Origin of the sequence: Enterobacter cloacae complex sp. S1, assembly GCF_014930525.1 — a bacterium.
GTDB lineage: Bacteria > Pseudomonadota > Gammaproteobacteria > Enterobacterales > Enterobacteriaceae > Enterobacter > Enterobacter hormaechei_C.
In genome coordinates this window covers 161,955-176,088 of sequence record NZ_JADBRE010000017.1, presented here as the reverse complement: position 1 = coordinate 176,088, position 14,134 = coordinate 161,955, and the positions used below count along the sequence as shown (strand labels likewise).

The following is a 14,134-nucleotide window of genomic DNA, read 5'->3' as shown; positions in this document are numbered from 1 at the left end:
AGGGTGTAATCGTCCCCTCTCCCCTTTGGGGAGAGGGTTAGGGTGAGGGGATGTTTTTCAGTGCGCCCGACCGTGGTTTTCTTTGCGATACGCCCCGGGCGGCTGGTTGAAGGTGCGGGTAAAGATGCGGGTAAACGTCTGCTGCGAGTCAAACCCGTAGCGCAGGCAGATATCGTACACGCGCTCGTCTGACTCACGCAGATCGCGCGCCGCCATCAGCAGCTTGCGTTCGCGGATGTAGCGCCCCAGACTTTCGCCTTTGTACTGCATAAACAGCCGCTGTAAATGCCATTTTGAGTAACCCGCATGGCGGGCAATCTCTTCGATGCGTAACGGCTGGTGTAGGTTGTCATCAATCCATTCGACAATCGTATCAATAACCTGAGCGGAAATCGTCATACTGCTCTCCCCCTCTGCTTCTCGCTTAAACATTATTCCCACCACTCGCGAAATTGTTGCGTGGTATCACTCACCCGCACGGGCTCGCCCAGCTCCGGCGTCAGCAGCCGGTAGTTTTTATCCTTACTGGCTTTCGCCAGCTGGATCAGTGGATCGTTCCAGGTATGTTTCGCCAGCACAAAACGCCCGTTATGTCCCGGTACGACCGCTTTGGCATTGAGATCTGCCGAGGCCTGCGCCGTTTCTGCCGGGTGCATATGGATGTACTTCCAGTCCTGGTCGTACTGGCCGTTTTCCATAATGGCTAAGTCCACTCCGCCAAACTGCTCGCCAATCGCTTTGAAGTGCGGGCCGTAACCGGAGTCTCCGCTGTAGTAGACCTTTCGCTCTGGGGTGACAAACATAAAGCTGCCCCACAGGGTCTGGTTACGCTTAATGCCGCGCCCGGAAAAATGGCGCGCCGGCAGAACGTGCACCGTCAGCGTATCGCTGATATGCACCGACTGGTTCCAGTCCCGCTCGTCGATAATCTCAGGGTTCATCCCCCAGTAGCGCAGATGCGACCCCACGCCCAGCGGGATGACCACGCGCTTAACCTTCGGCAGCAGCGCCTTGATGGTGGCGTAATCCAGATGGTCATAGTGATCGTGGGAGATAATCAGCAGGTCGATCTCCGGCATGCTCTCCGCACGCCACGGGTACTCCCCCGCAAACGCTTTATTGAGGAAGGAGAACGGTGCGGCGTAGCTACTCAGAACCGGATCGATCAGGATGCGTTTCCCCGCCAGCTGCATATACCAGGAGGAGTGGCCGAGCCACACCAGCGTGTCCTGTTCAGGCGACAGGCTCGCCAGATCGGTTTTCACCAGCGGCAGCGGCTGCGCAGGACGGGCGTTTTCGGTTTTACGGGTAAGGAACTGCCACCACGCCACCAGCATATTTTGTTGCCCGGTAAAGCCCGGCGTAGGGAGCGTGTTATGGAATTGCCCGTCGCGATAGTGCGGAGAGGCTTCCACTTCAGAGAGCTGCGCACCCTGCGGTGGCTGGCCAAATCCGGCATTCAGTACAAACGGTAAACTGGCAGCTGAAGCAATAATCATGACTAACACCACGCAGATGAATAGAGGCTTTTTCATTTCCTGACCCGCCTACGCGCCCCATCCGATGGTTTGCGCGGGTGACACTTGATTATGAGTGAGTAAGCACTCATTATAGATAGGATGATTACGCCGTCAAGAAGGTTTTCGTTCTTTGACATTCCGCGTTGCAGCGTATCAAGGCTCGTGTTTCAATCAGGGCTTTTACAATTGACGGGAGGAAAAATTTAGTGGCACGTCCGAAGAGTGAAGATAAAAAACAGGCCTTACTGGAAGCAGCAACGGCTGCGTTTGCGCAGTCAGGTATTGCCGCCTCAACGGCGTTAATTGCCCGTAATGCGGGCGTCGCTGAAGGGACACTGTTTCGCTACTTTGCTACCAAAGACGATCTGCTGAATGCCCTCTACCTGCATCTGAAGCAGGATCTCTGCCAGACCATGCTGGCGAATCTCGATCGCACCATCACCGAGCCAAAAGAGCATACCCGCAATATCTGGAACAGCTATGTAGACTGGGGCATTCGTAACCCCCTGGCGCATGCGGCTATCCGCCAGATTGGCGTCAGTGAAAAGCTGAACGCCGAAACCGAGCAGGCGGTGAAAGACATGTTCCCTGAACTGCATGAACTGTGTCGTCGTTCGATCCGCCCGGTGTTTATGTCTGACGAGTTTAAGACCTTCGGTGATGCAATGTTCTTATCGCTGGCTGAAACCACCATGGAGTTTGCCGCGCGCGATCCGTCCCGTGCCGTCGATTTTAAAGCGCTGGGCTTTGAAGCCATGTGGCGCGGGCTTGCTGAGGAAGATAACCATGGACAGTAAATCCTTGCAGGAACATGCCAGACGCGTCGCGCTGGAGATGCCTTTTACCGAACATTGCTGGCCGTTTGGCCCGGAGTATGACGTGTTTAAGGTGGGCGGGAAAATTTTTATGCTGATGGCGACCGCACACGGTCGGGCCCACGTCAGCCTGAAATCCGATCCGGAAAAATCGCTGCTCAATCAGCAGATCTACCGTGGCGTGGAGCCCGGTTACCATCTGAATAAAAAACACTGGATCTCACTTTATGGCACGGACGACATCACGCCTGAACTGGTCACCGACCTGATTACGGATTCGTGGAATCTGGTCGTTGATAAACTGCCGAAAAAAGATCAGAAGTGGATTCGGCCAGCCTGATTGTTCGTCTGAGACGAACAGAATAAGCGCTCGAATCGCACTTATCTTTTCCCGCTTCGCGCGGTAATCTGCTTTCCTTTCACGCCCGCCCGCGGGCGAATTTCATCACCAGGAGTTGTTATGGATATTATTTCTGTCGCCCTGAAACGCCACTCTACCAAGGCGTTCGACCCAGCCAAAAAACTGACCGCAGAAGAAGCGGAAAAAATCAAAACGCTGCTGCAATACAGCCCGTCCAGCACCAACTCCCAGCCGTGGCACTTTATTGTTGCCAGCACTGAAGAGGGTAAAGCGCGCGTGGCAAAATCCGCGGCGGGCACCTATGTGTTTAACGAACGCAAAATGCTGGATGCCTCTCACGTGGTGGTGTTCTGCGCGAAAACCGCGATGGACGATGCCTGGCTTGAGCGCGTTGTCGATCAGGAAGAGGCTGACGGCCGTTTCGCCACGCCAGAAGCAAAAGCCGCGAACCACAAAGGCCGCTGCTATTTTGCCGACATGCACCGCGTGGATCTGAAAGATGACGACCAGTGGATGGCGAAGCAGGTTTACCTGAACGTCGGCAACTTCCTGCTGGGCGTGGCCGCGATGGGCCTGGATGCGGTACCCATCGAAGGGTTTGACGCCGCGATCCTCGACGAAGAGTTTGGCCTGAAAGAGAAAGGCTTCACCAGCCTGGTGGTGGTCCCGGTCGGGCATCACAGCGTGGAAGATTTCAACGCCACGCTGCCGAAATCTCGCCTGCCGCTGAGCACGATTGTGACTGAATGCTAAGCGCTTCTGGCACGCCGGCTATCGGCGTGCCCGTTTTCAGTAAAGCGTTATCTGCGGATGCTTTACCCCGCACACCAGCGCATAACGCGTTAATGTATCGAGACTCGCCCGGGTAATATTTGCTTCCATTCGTGATACCGTCGGTGCGCTGACGCCCATCCGCTCCGCCACCTGGGCGCGCGTCAGACCAGCATGATTGCGCCATTGCGCCAGCATCTCCCGCAGGCGTTCCTTGCGCTCTTCTGCATCAAAGGAAGCCTGAACTTCTGAATCGCTTAACAGTTCAGCTCTGAGTTCGTCCCAGTCAATAATCTTTTTGCTCATCCAACATCTCCTGTTGTCGTTTCAGTGCCAGACGGAGTTCAGCAGAGGGCGTTTTTTGCGTCTTCTTGATAAACACCCGCAGCAGAAAAATGGTTCTTTCCCGCTGATAAACGTAGATCCCACGAGTATGGATCAGCCCGACGGTTCGGATTTCGAACAAACCATTGGGTAAGGGTTTGCTGTCAGGTTCACGCAATAAGGGTTTGCTGTCAGGTTCACGCAATACTGTCGGGTTGTTGCGTAATTTATCAAGCTGGCGAATCAGCTTCGCCTGTACTCCCGCAGGCAATGAGAGGATCTCCTCCCTGACTGCCGCATGAACGATAAGTCTGAACACTGTATTTCATCCCTGATAATATTAGCATGTAAGGCAATTTGCATTAAAGGCTAATTTTGCCTTTCGTGATTCACCTTACCAGCTTATTCCAGGCAGGACCGGATCCGCGTTGATTCCCTGAAAGCCCCTCGCAAAAACTTATTTCCCCTGCTCCGCCAGCCACGCCATCGCCCTCTCCCCTGCCTCATCCACGGGTAAATAGACCAGCAGCCGCGATCCGTTTCGCGGCGCAGAGTACCAGTACATCTGCTGGAGATGAAAATCCCCCAGCTCGGGATGGGTGAACAGCTTGAGCTGGTTCTCCACGCCGCGCACGTCGTTACGCTGGTGCCACAGGGTTTTGAACTCTTCGGACACCGCAAAAAAACGCGCCAGCTTCGCTTCCCAGAGCGGGTCGCCCCGGTGCTCAGCCATGGCCGCGCGGAAGTAGGAGACGAAAATCGGCAGCACGTCGTCACGTTTGCCGAGCCGCGCGCGCCACGCCGGATGGGTGAGGAACAGGTAAATACAGTTGCGATCTTCCGGCGGGATGGCGTTGAAATCGACGCCCATCAGGTGGCCGAAGCTGTCGTTCCACGCCACGATATCGAAATTCGGTTTCTGAATACTGGCAGGTTTCGGCATCAAGGTATCCAGCAGGCGACGCGTGCCTTCGCTGATCCCCTCGCAGCACACCGCCTGCGGGGCTTCGCCCGGCGGCAAACCGGCGAGCACAAAAAGATGCCGGGCTTCGGTCGGGGTGCATTGCAGCGCTTTTGCGATGGCGGCCATCACCGCGCTGGACGGATTGACGTCCCGGCCCTGCTCCAACCAGGTGTACCAGGTCACCCCCACGTCGGCGAGCATCGCCACCTCTTCCCGGCGCAGGCCCGGCGTGCGGCGGCGGCCGCTGCGCGGTAAGCCGAGCCGCTGCGGATCGAGGCTTTCGCGCCGGGCTCGCAAAAACGCGCCCAACTGCTTGCGGGTGTCATCCTGGAGAGAGGTGACAGGTTCAGACATCAGCGCCATAACATCTCCTGCATGGTAGTGTCAGTACCAGTATAAGCAAGAACTGGTACCCGTTTATCAGATGGTTGATGCTACGACTCTACGCTGTTTGACGCAATGGAGTCACCATGAATACGTCAGTTGTTTCACCGGGTCGTGCGGGCCTGATATTGCTGTTAACCGGCCAGATGCTGCCGCTGATTGATACCTCAATCACCAACGTGGCGCTGGATTCCATCACCCATTCGTTACACGCCACCGCCACCGAACTGGAGCTGATCGTCGCCCTCTACGGCGTGGCCTTTGCCGTCTGCCTGGCCCCCGGCAGCAAGCTGGGTGATAACCTTGGCCGCCGTCGCCTGTTTATGTGGGGCGTGGCGTGTTTTGGCCTGGCCTCGCTGCTGTGCGGCATGGCGGGCAATATCGAACAGTTGCTTGGCGCGCGCATTATGCAGGGTGCGGGCGCCGCGCTGATCATGCCGCAAATTCTCGCGACGTTGCATGTGACGTTAAAAGGAACGGCACACGCCAGAGCGATCAGCCTGTTCGGGGGTATCGGCGGAATTGCGTTTATCGTCGGCCAGATGGGTGGCGGCTGGCTGGTGTCGGCGGACATCGCCGGGCTGGGCTGGCGCAACGCCTTCTTTATCAACGTGCCGATTTGTCTGGTGGTGCTGGCGCTGAGCCGTCGCTACGTTCCGGAAACCCGCCGCGACTCGCCGTCGCGCATTGACTGGACCGGGACTGTCCTGCTGACGGCAATACTGTGCTGTCTGCTGTTCCCGATGGCGCTCGGCCCGCAGTGGCACTGGTCGTGGCCGCTGAAGGCCGCACTGCTGGCGATTGTGCCGCTGGCCTGTTTGATGGTGCTGAACGCGCGCAAAAAAGAGCGTGAGAATGCCCACCCGCTCATCGCGCCGCGCCTGTTGCAGTTGCGCAGCATCCGCTTTGGCGTGCTGATCGGGATACTCTTTTTCAGCGTCTGGTCCGGGTTCATGTTCTGTATGGCGCTGACCATGCAAAGCGGTCTGGGGATGGCGCCGTGGCAGTCCGGGAACAGCTTTATCGCGCTTGGCGTCACCTATTTTATTTCTGCCTGGTTCGCCCCACGCCTGATTGCCCGCTACAGCACCAGCGCCATCCTGCTGACCGGGCTTGCGATTCAGCTTGTCGGCCTGGTGGCGTTGATCGCCACGTTCCGTCACTGGGGAATGCAGAATACCGCGCTGACGCTGGCCCCGGCCACCGGGCTGGTGGGTTACGGGCAGGCGCTGATTGTAAACAGCTTCTACCGTATCGGGATGCGCGATATTCAGCCTGACGACGCGGGGGCCGCGAGCGCGATTTTAAGCACGCTGCAACAGGCTGCGCTGGGGCTTGGCCCGGCCATTTTCGGCGCGATTTTGCTGCACGGGCTGCAAAATCATCACGGAGATTATACCCAGGCGGTCAACGTCTTCCTGATGGTGGAAACGGCCATGATGGTGGTGCTGGCGCTGGTCACGCTGCGTATGCGTCATCGTCTGTGTTTACCGGTCGTCAAGGCCTGTCCGGCGACAAAATAAAACTGCCTGAATTTGCATAATAGATCCGCAGCCGCCATTATGGGGCTGCATCAATACAGGAGACGTTATGCAGGAATTAATTGCTCAGGTTGAAGAGTTAGGGATTGAAATTAATCACACCACCTCTTTAGTGATTATCTTTGGTATTATTTTTCTTACGGCCATTATCGTTCATTTTATTCTGCACAAAGTGGTGCTGCGCGCATTCGAGAAACGCGCCCAGGCCAGCAGTCATTTATGGTTGCAGATCATTACGCAGAACAAATTATTTCACCGTCTGGCGTTTACCCTCCAGGGGATAATCGTCAACGTTCAGGCGGTTCTGTGGCTGCAAAAAGGCAGCGAAGCGGCGGAATTACTCACCACCTGCGCGAAATTGTGGGTGATGGTTTATGCCCTGCTCTCCTTCTTCTCGTTGCTGGACGTGATTTTCAATCTGTCGCAGAAAATGGCTACCGCCTCGCAGCTGCCGCTGAAGGGGATATTCCAGGGCGTTAAGCTGGTGAGTGCCATTCTGGTGGGGATACTGATTATCTCCCTGCTGATCGGTCAGTCACCCGCCATTCTGATAAGCGGCCTGGGTGCGATGGCTGCCGTTCTGATGCTGGTCTTTAAAGACCCGATACTGGGCTTAGTGGCGGGCATTCAGCTCTCCGCCAACGACATGCTCAAGCTCGGCGACTGGCTGGAGATGCCGAAGTACGGCGCCAACGGCACGGTGACCGACATCGGCCTGACCACCGTTAAAGTGCGCAACTTCGATAACACCATCACCACCATCCCGACCTGGGCGCTGGTGTCCGATGCGTTCATCAACTGGAGCGGCATGTCCGCCTCCGGTGGTCGCCGCATCAAGCGTAGCCTGAATATCGATACCACCAGCATTCATTTCCTCGACGAGCAGGAGCAGCAGAAACTGATTCAGGCGAAACTGCTGAAGCCGTATCTGGCGGCGCGTCATGAGGAAATTAACCTGTGGAATCAGCAGAACGGCGAAGGGGAATCGGTATTAAACCTGCGCAAGATGACCAATATCGGCACCTTCCGTGCCTACCTGAATGAATATCTGCGTAACCACCCGCGCATTCGCAAAGATATGACGCTGATGGTGCGCCAGCTCGCGCCGGATGCCAACGGGCTGCCGATTGAAATATATGCCTTTACCAACACGGTGATCTGGGCGGAATACGAAGATATTCAGGCCGACATCTTCGATCATATTTTCGCGGTGGTAGATGAATTTGGCCTACGTATTCACCAGTCGCCAACCGGAAACGATATTCGCTCGCTGGCTGGCGTCATCGCCAGATAATCAGGAGCTGGCGCGGGAAATAAAGCGCCAGTCCATCATGACCCTTTCCGTGGGCGCATCCGGGTTGTCGATCTTATTTAACAGCAGATTGACCGCCTTGCGCCCGATATCCCGCGACGGCTGTTCAATAGTGGTGAGTGAAATCATCTCCGCCAGCTCAGTGCCGTCAAAGCCGACCACCGCGATATCTTCTGGCACCCGCAGCCCTGCCTGCTGAATGGCGCGCAGCGCCCCCGCCGCCAGCGTATCGGAAACGGCAAACACCGCATCCGGCGGGTTTGCTTTTAACAGGTTTTGCATCGCCGCCATGCCCGCACCAGAGCTGAGCTCACTGGCGTACTCCACCGCCTGATAGTCCAGATCCCGCAGGTGTATGACGCTCTTATAGCCGCGCTCGCGCAGACGGGCATATTTGTAGCTGAGGTCGTGGTTGATCAGCGCAATGCGTTTGCGTCCCCCGTCCGCAAGCTGGCTGACAACGTGCTGGGAGGCATCAACATCATTAATCCCCACGCAGGAGACCGCGCCCGCATCGGCGTATTCAGCGCACTGCACCCACGGCGCGTTGCCAATCAGCGCGGCCAGCTCCGGCAGTTTCGAGAATGCATCCATGGTGATAATGCCGTCGACGATTTTGCCGGAGAGCAGGCTTAAGCCCGAGCGGGAGCGCTCAATATCCGAGCCGGAGTTGCACAGCAGAATGCGATAGCCGTTCTTTTCTGCCTCGGCTTCGATGCCCTTCACCACTTCGGCGCAGAACGGGTTGGCGATGTTCGAGACCATCACCAGGATCATATAGCTGCGGGCGGTGCGCAGCTGACGCGCCAGCAGATTGGGCTGATAGTTACTCTCCTGGATCGCCTGCAAAACGCGCTCGCGGTTTTTCGCCTTCACGGTATCGCTGTTATTCAGTACGCGGGAGACCGTTGCCACGGATACCCCGGCCAGTTGAGCGATTTTCTGAATTGACATAGCGACGATACATCCTGCGGTTAGCGTTTTGTGCAGGCTACCATAAATTGATTGCCCGGCGAACCGGGCAATACGTCAGTATTCCACGCGCACCCAGCGCTGCTGCTGATGACTTTTCACAATCGCATCAATGATATACATCACACAGGCGCCATCGTGGAAGGTGGCAAACTGCGGATTATCCGGCATCGCGCCCGCCTGCACGGCACGGTAAAACTGCGCCATCATATTTTTAAAGGCATCCGGCCAGCCTTCAATGTGCCCGCCGGGGAAGTGGGCGCTGTCGGCCACGTCACGGTTCATCAGGCCCGGATCGTCGCTGAGTATCTGGTTTGCCCGGGCGCGATGGCCGACCCACAGCTGCTGCGGGATTTCCTGATCCCACGCCACCGACTGCCCGCTACCGTTAATTTCAAAGGTCAGGCGATTTTTTCGCCCCGCGCTCACCTGCGAGACGCTAAAGCTGCCCTTGCTGCCGTCGTCAAAGCGGAACAGCACCGAGCCAAAGTCTTCGGTGGTGACCGGTTTGTCTTCATACTCCGCCTGTTCGTCATGGGAGAAGGTCTGATGACCGCCCGCGCTGGCCTTGCGCGTTGGCCAGACGGTGGATAAATCAGCCATCACCTCGGTAATGCGCCTGCCGGTCACATACTGTACCGTATCGCACCAGTGGGAGCCGATATCCGCCACCGCCCGTGACGCGCCGCCGAGCGCGGCATCCACCCGCCAGTTGTAGTCGGTTTCCAGCAGCATCCAGTCCTGCAGGTAGCTGCCGTGCGCGGCGAACAGCCGCCCGACGCTGCCCGCGCGCATCATGCTCGCCGCCTGGCGCACCATCGCAAACTGGCGATAGACAAAACTCACGCCATGCACCACGCCTGCCTGCTCCGCCAGCGCCACCAGCTCGCGCGCCTCGTCCGGCGTCATGCACAGCGGCTTTTCGGAAAACACGTGCTTGCCCGCGCGCAGGATCTGGCGGTTAATCTCCGCGTGCAGGTGGTTCGGCGTGCAGTTGTGCACCGCGTGCAGATTAGGGAGCGCGAGCAGTTCCTCCACGCTGGCACAGGCGTGCGGCACATTGAGCTGGCGCGCCTTTTCCTGCGCCTTAACGAGCGAGCCGTCACAGAGCGCGACCACCTGCACAAACCCGAGACGCCTGAGCGCCTCGATATGCGCCGGGCCAATAAACCCGCTACCGATAATCCCGACGTTAATCATGGCTGCCCCCTGCGGCGAAATCATCAAACGCCCGTCCGGAAACCGGGATGATATGACGGCGGATAAATTCACTGCCCTCACTCGCGCCGGTATCGCCATCCTTCAGGCAGCACTCCCACTCCAGCACCGCCCAGCCGTCGTAGTCGTACTGGGTCAGCTTGCTGAAAATGCCCTTAAAGTCGATCTGTCCGTCGCCGGGCGAGCGGAAGCGTCCGGCGCGGTTGATCCACGGCTGGTAGCCGCCGTAGACGCCGCTGCGCCCGCTGGGGCGGAACTCGGCGTCCTTCACGTGGAACGCTTTAATGCGCGCATGGTAGATATCAATAAAGGTCAGATAGTCCATCTGCTGGAGCAGCATATGGCTTGGATCGTAGAGAATATTACAGCGCGGATGGTTATCGACCAGCGCCAGAAAACGCTCGAAGGTGACGCCGTCGTGCAGATCTTCCCCCGGATGCAGCTCAAAGCAGACGTCCACGCCCTGCTCGTCGAAGGTATCCAGAATCGGCCGCCAGCGGGCTGCCAGCTCCCCGAATGCATCCTGAAAACGCTGCTCGTTGTGCGGCGGCCACGGGTAGAAAAACGGCCAGGCCAGCGATCCGGAGAAGGTGGCGTGTGCTTTGAGGCCTAATCGGGCCGAGGCGACCGCCGCCTGCTTCAGCTTTTCCGTCGCCCACGCCTGACGCGCCGCCTCGTTACCCCGCACGGAAGCAGGGGCGAAGTGGTCAAACGCCTCGCTGTAAACCGGGTTTACCGCAACAAGCTGCCCTTCCAGATGGGTCGACAGCTCGCTGATGACCAGCCCATGCGCGGCCAGCCTGGCGGTGATGTCGTCGCAGTAGGCCTGACTCTCTGCGGCTTTCTCCACATCAAAAATATGCGGATGGTTGCAGGGGATCTGCACCGCTTTGTAACCCTTCCCCGCCGCCCATCCTGCCAGCCCGTCGAGCGTGTTGAAGGGCGCTTCCCCGCCAATAAACTGCGACAGAAAAATGCCCGGTCCTTTCATTGTCCTCATACCACCTCCTGAACGTTACGCCTTGTCATCGTCATACTTAAACGTGAGAAGGAAAATCAGCGCGATCGCCGCGGCAGCCACCGCCGGGATCCACCAGAATGTGACCCACGCCTGCGGCACGGTCTGTCCTGCCACCAGGCGGTTGTAGAGCGCGCCGGAAATCTGAGAGCCGAGCAGCATGCCGATGCCGTAGGTGAACATCACGATCATGCTCTGGGCCTGGCCTTTCACCTTTTCGCCCGCCACGCGGTCGGTGTAGATAAAGCCGACGACAAAGAAGAAATCGTAGCAGACGCCGTGCAGCAGAATGCCGAGATACAGCAGGATGCGCCCCTCCTCGCTGACGCCCAGCGCGAACATGGCATAACGTACGAACCACGCCAGCATGCCGATCAGCAGCATATATTTCACGCCCAGACGGCGGAACAGCAGAGGAATAACCAGCATGAAGACGATCTCAGACATCTGCCCGAATGACATGGCGGTGCTGACGTCGGCAATGCCGGCATCCGCCAGATACGAGGCGGTGTAGGCGTAATAGGTGCCGAGCGGGACGGAGATCAGCATCGCGCAGACGGAGAAGACGAAGAAGTGGCGGGTTTTAAGCAGCGCGAAGGCGTCCGCGCAGAAGAGATCCCGCACCTTAACCGGCAGGCCTTTTGCCGGCGCTGGCGTGTGCGGCAGCGTCAGGCTGTAGACCGCCAGCAGCACGGAGCTGACCGCCGCCACCTGGAAGATGGTGACGCTGGACGCCACGCCGGTGACGCCGATGAAAATACCCGCCGCGATCCAGCCGATGGTGCCGAACACGCGCACTACCGGGAAGGTTTTATCCACGTTCGCCAGGCTGTGAAACGCAATGTTGTTGGTCAGCGCCAGCGTCGGCATATAGCAGAGCGTGTAGCCAAACAGCAGGCCAATCAGCAGCGCGCCGTTCTCAGCAATCAACGCCCCCGGCACGAACCAGAGGATCGCCGCGCCCGCGAGGTGCATCACCGCCATCACCTTCTGCGAGGCAAAGAAGCGGTCCACCAGCATCCCGAGCACGAACGGCGAAAGAATGGAAGCGATGGGTCCGGCAGAGAACGCGTCGCCAATCAGCAAAGACATGTTGTGCCGGGTCATCACCAGGCCAAGCGTGACCGACCAGCTACCCCAGATAAAAAATTGCAGAAACATCATCAGCGACAGACGCGGCACCAGCAGCCGGTGCTGCGTTATCGCCTTTTCACTACTCTCAGTTGACACCATGATAAGCCTCACCCGGAAAAAGTAATCGATTACAAATTCGCTCAAATGAAAAGTAATCGATTACAAAATAAAGATCCTGTGGATCAAAACAGAATTGGGAGGGGAGTCACGATAAAGGTGAAGGGGAGGTGCCGGGTGACGGCTGCGCCTTACCCGGCCTCCGAACATGTAGGCCCGGTAAGCGCAGCGCCACCGGGCGTGAAGGCGGGCAGTGTGGTGCGGTCTGGTTTGGTGCGGTCTGGTGCCCTCACCCCGGCCCTCTCCCACAGGGAGAGGGAGAAAACCGCGCTACTTTTTGCGTGAAAGCTTAAACGCGATAAACAGGAACACCACCCACACCGGCAGCAGCATCGCTGACAGGCGCATCTCATCCATGGTGCACATCAGCACCAGAATCAGGACGAGGAAGGCGATACAGAGGTAGTTCCCCGCCGGATAGAGCAGCGCTTTAAACTGCGTCTCGCGCCCCTTGCGTCGCATCGCCGCGCGGAAGCGAAGGTGCGCCAGGCAGATCATGATCCAGTTCAGCAGCAGCGTGGCGACAACCAGCGCCATCAGCAGGCCAAACGCCTCTTTCGGCAGCAGATAGTTAATCAGCACCACCAGCGAGGTGATAGCGCCAGAAAGGAACAGCGAATTGATCGGCACGCCGCGACGGCTGACGCGGGTGAGGAACTTCGGCGCGTTGCCCTGTACGGAGAGGCCAAACAGCATGCGGCTGTTGGAGTAAACCCCGCTGTTGTAAACCGACAATGACGCCACGAGAATGACGAAGTTGAGCGCCGAAGCCACCACGTTGCTGTTCAAATCGTGGAAGATCATCACGAACGGGCTACTGTCAGATTTCACTTCTACCCACGGATAGAGCGCCAGCAGCACCACCAGCGAGCCGATATAGAACAGCAGGATACGGTACACCACCTGGTTGACCGCTTTCGGAATGCTTTTGTGCGGATCGCGCGCTTCAGCCGCGGTGATGCCAATCAGCTCCAGCCCGCCGAAGGAGAACATAATGACCGCCAGCGACAGGATCAGCCCTTTCCAGCCGGTCGCCAGAAAGCCGCCGTGCTGCCACAGGTTGTCGATGCTTGCACGCTCGCCGCCGTGACCGGAGAACAGCAGCCACAGGCCAAAGCCGATCATGCCAATAATCGCCAGCACCTTGATCAGCGCAAACCAGAACTCGGTCTCGCCATACAGGCGCACGTTCACAAGGTTAACGGCGTTAATGATGATGAAGAAGGCCGCGGCCCAAATCCACGTCGGCACGTCCGGGAGCCAGTACTGCATATAGATGCCGGCGGCGGTCAGCTCTGCCATGCCCACCAGCACGAACATCACCCAGTAGTTCCAGCCGGAGAGGAAGCCTGCGAACGGCCCCCAGTATTTATAGGCAAAGTGTGCGAAGGAGCCGGACACCGGCTCTTCAACGACCATCTCGCCGAGCTGGCGCATGATCAAGAAGGCGATAATCCCGGCGATAGCGTAACCCAGCAGAACCGCCGGGCCAGCCATTTGAATGGCGGGGCCGATGCCGAGAAACAGCCCGGTACCGATCGCGCCGCCAAGGGCAATTAACTGAATATGTCGATTTTGCAAACCACGTTGCAGCGTCGGACTCTGATCCGACGAAGCTTCAGCGCTACCATGGCCTGAAGCGGATGACGCGTCTTTCACGCCCTACCCCTGTCTCTTTTTTAG

General features: G+C 57.9%; 15 protein-coding genes. 5 read left to right on the top strand and 10 right to left on the bottom strand.

The window, feature by feature from the left end; all coding sequences use genetic code 11:
• Nucleotides 1–57: 57 nt before the first annotated feature.
• Nucleotides 58–399 (bottom strand): RamA family antibiotic efflux transcriptional regulator, encoded by a 342-nt coding sequence (locus IM290_RS12560; RefSeq protein ID WP_003858880.1) that lies wholly within the window; start codon nucleotides 397–399, stop codon nucleotides 58–60.
• 32 nt (nucleotides 400–431) lie between these two features.
• On the bottom strand, nucleotides 432–1,535 hold the full coding sequence (locus tag IM290_RS12555; protein WP_193041768.1) for a RomA family MBL fold metallo-hydrolase: 1,104 nt from the start codon (nucleotides 1,533–1,535) through the stop codon (nucleotides 432–434).
• A gap of 191 nt (nucleotides 1,536–1,726) precedes the next feature.
• Here IM290_RS12555 and IM290_RS12550 point away from each other — a divergent pair, with 191 nt between their 5' ends.
• The 3 genes from IM290_RS12550 to nfsB all read left to right on the top strand — a co-directional run bounded on the left by IM290_RS12550 (nucleotide 1,727) and on the right by nfsB (nucleotide 3,449).
• Nucleotides 1,727–2,317: a TetR/AcrR family transcriptional regulator gene (locus IM290_RS12550; RefSeq protein ID WP_003858882.1), complete on the top strand. Its 591-nt coding sequence runs from the start codon at nucleotides 1,727–1,729 to the stop codon at nucleotides 2,315–2,317.
• Nucleotides 2,307–2,675, top strand: coding sequence for an MmcQ/YjbR family DNA-binding protein (locus tag IM290_RS12545; RefSeq protein WP_003858883.1), 369 nt, complete (start codon nucleotides 2,307–2,309; stop codon nucleotides 2,673–2,675). The genes IM290_RS12550 and IM290_RS12545 overlap by 11 nt, the downstream gene beginning before the upstream one ends.
• A gap of 120 nt (nucleotides 2,676–2,795) precedes the next feature.
• On the top strand, nucleotides 2,796–3,449 hold the full coding sequence (gene nfsB / locus IM290_RS12540) for an oxygen-insensitive NAD(P)H nitroreductase (protein WP_003858884.1): 654 nt from the start codon (nucleotides 2,796–2,798) through the stop codon (nucleotides 3,447–3,449).
• 36 nt (nucleotides 3,450–3,485) lie between these two features.
• Here the strand turns inward: nfsB and IM290_RS12535 are convergent, their stop codons facing one another.
• The 3 genes from IM290_RS12535 to IM290_RS12525 all read right to left on the bottom strand — a co-directional run bounded on the left by IM290_RS12535 (nucleotide 3,486) and on the right by IM290_RS12525 (nucleotide 5,118).
• Entirely contained in the window at nucleotides 3,486–3,773 is a 288-nt protein-coding gene (locus tag IM290_RS12535) for a helix-turn-helix transcriptional regulator (protein ID WP_015571209.1), read from the bottom strand.
• The gene (locus IM290_RS12530) at nucleotides 3,754–4,110 is read right to left on the bottom strand and encodes a type II toxin-antitoxin system RelE/ParE family toxin (protein ID WP_193041769.1); all 357 of its coding nucleotides are present in this window, start codon (nucleotides 4,108–4,110) and stop codon (nucleotides 3,754–3,756) included. Before IM290_RS12530 ends, IM290_RS12535 begins: the two co-directional genes overlap by 20 nt.
• Nucleotides 4,111–4,248: 138 nt before the next feature.
• Nucleotides 4,249–5,118 carry a helix-turn-helix transcriptional regulator gene (locus IM290_RS12525; RefSeq protein ID WP_017382554.1) on the bottom strand — a complete coding sequence of 290 codons (870 nt, stop codon included), beginning with the start codon at nucleotides 5,116–5,118 and terminating at the stop codon, nucleotides 4,249–4,251.
• A gap of 107 nt (nucleotides 5,119–5,225) precedes the next feature.
• On the opposite strand from IM290_RS12525, the gene IM290_RS12520 reads away from it, so the two are divergent.
• Complete coding sequence (locus IM290_RS12520; protein WP_193041770.1) at nucleotides 5,226–6,662, top strand: MFS transporter; 1,437 nt, start codon at nucleotides 5,226–5,228, stop codon at nucleotides 6,660–6,662.
• Nucleotides 6,663–6,729: 67 nt separating this feature from the next.
• Nucleotides 6,730–7,974: a mechanosensitive ion channel family protein gene (locus IM290_RS12515; protein ID WP_015571212.1), complete on the top strand. Its 1,245-nt coding sequence runs from the start codon at nucleotides 6,730–6,732 to the stop codon at nucleotides 7,972–7,974.
• Here IM290_RS12515 and IM290_RS12510 read toward each other — a convergent pair whose 3' ends face one another.
• From IM290_RS12510 to pheP, 5 genes are all read right to left on the bottom strand, one after another.
• The gene (locus IM290_RS12510) at nucleotides 7,975–8,946 is read right to left on the bottom strand and encodes a LacI family DNA-binding transcriptional regulator (protein ID WP_015571213.1); all 972 of its coding nucleotides are present in this window, start codon (nucleotides 8,944–8,946) and stop codon (nucleotides 7,975–7,977) included.
• 75 nt (nucleotides 8,947–9,021) lie between these two features.
• Nucleotides 9,022–10,164, bottom strand: a complete 1,143-nt coding sequence (locus IM290_RS12505; RefSeq protein ID WP_193041771.1) for a Gfo/Idh/MocA family protein — start codon at nucleotides 10,162–10,164, stop codon at nucleotides 9,022–9,024.
• Nucleotides 10,157–11,182, bottom strand: a complete 1,026-nt coding sequence (locus tag IM290_RS12500; protein ID WP_017382558.1) for a sugar phosphate isomerase/epimerase — start codon at nucleotides 11,180–11,182, stop codon at nucleotides 10,157–10,159. Before IM290_RS12500 ends, IM290_RS12505 begins: the two co-directional genes overlap by 8 nt.
• A gap of 15 nt (nucleotides 11,183–11,197) precedes the next feature.
• Nucleotides 11,198–12,433, bottom strand: coding sequence for an MFS transporter (locus IM290_RS12495; protein WP_063138404.1), 1,236 nt, complete (start codon nucleotides 12,431–12,433; stop codon nucleotides 11,198–11,200).
• Between the two features lie 288 nt (nucleotides 12,434–12,721).
• Nucleotides 12,722–14,110, bottom strand: coding sequence for a phenylalanine transporter (pheP, locus tag IM290_RS12490; protein ID WP_193041772.1), 1,389 nt, complete (start codon nucleotides 14,108–14,110; stop codon nucleotides 12,722–12,724).
• Between the last annotated feature and the right edge of the window lie 24 nt (nucleotides 14,111–14,134).

Bases quoted from the DNA above. Each gene is read 5' to 3' on its own strand.
- IM290_RS12560 (WP_003858880.1), bottom strand. From the start codon at position 399: ATGACGATTTCCGCTCAGGTTATTGATACGATTGTCGAATGGATTGAT.
- IM290_RS12555 (WP_193041768.1), bottom strand. From the start codon at position 1,535: ATGAAAAAGCCTCTATTCATCTGCGTGGTGTTAGTCATGATTATTGCT.
- IM290_RS12545 (WP_003858883.1), top strand. From the start codon at position 2,307: ATGGACAGTAAATCCTTGCAGGAACATGCCAGACGCGTCGCGCTGGAG.
- nfsB (WP_003858884.1), top strand. From the start codon at position 2,796: ATGGATATTATTTCTGTCGCCCTGAAACGCCACTCTACCAAGGCGTTC.
- IM290_RS12535 (WP_015571209.1), bottom strand. From the start codon at position 3,773: ATGAGCAAAAAGATTATTGACTGGGACGAACTCAGAGCTGAACTGTTA.
- IM290_RS12525 (WP_017382554.1), bottom strand. From the start codon at position 5,118: ATGGCGCTGATGTCTGAACCTGTCACCTCTCTCCAGGATGACACCCGC.
- IM290_RS12520 (WP_193041770.1), top strand. From the start codon at position 5,226: ATGAATACGTCAGTTGTTTCACCGGGTCGTGCGGGCCTGATATTGCTG.
- IM290_RS12515 (WP_015571212.1), top strand. From the start codon at position 6,730: ATGCAGGAATTAATTGCTCAGGTTGAAGAGTTAGGGATTGAAATTAAT.
- IM290_RS12510 (WP_015571213.1), bottom strand. From the start codon at position 8,946: ATGTCAATTCAGAAAATCGCTCAACTGGCCGGGGTATCCGTGGCAACG.
- IM290_RS12505 (WP_193041771.1), bottom strand. From the start codon at position 10,164: ATGATTAACGTCGGGATTATCGGTAGCGGGTTTATTGGCCCGGCGCAT.
- IM290_RS12500 (WP_017382558.1), bottom strand. From the start codon at position 11,182: ATGAGGACAATGAAAGGACCGGGCATTTTTCTGTCGCAGTTTATTGGC.
- IM290_RS12495 (WP_063138404.1), bottom strand. From the start codon at position 12,433: ATGGTGTCAACTGAGAGTAGTGAAAAGGCGATAACGCAGCACCGGCTG.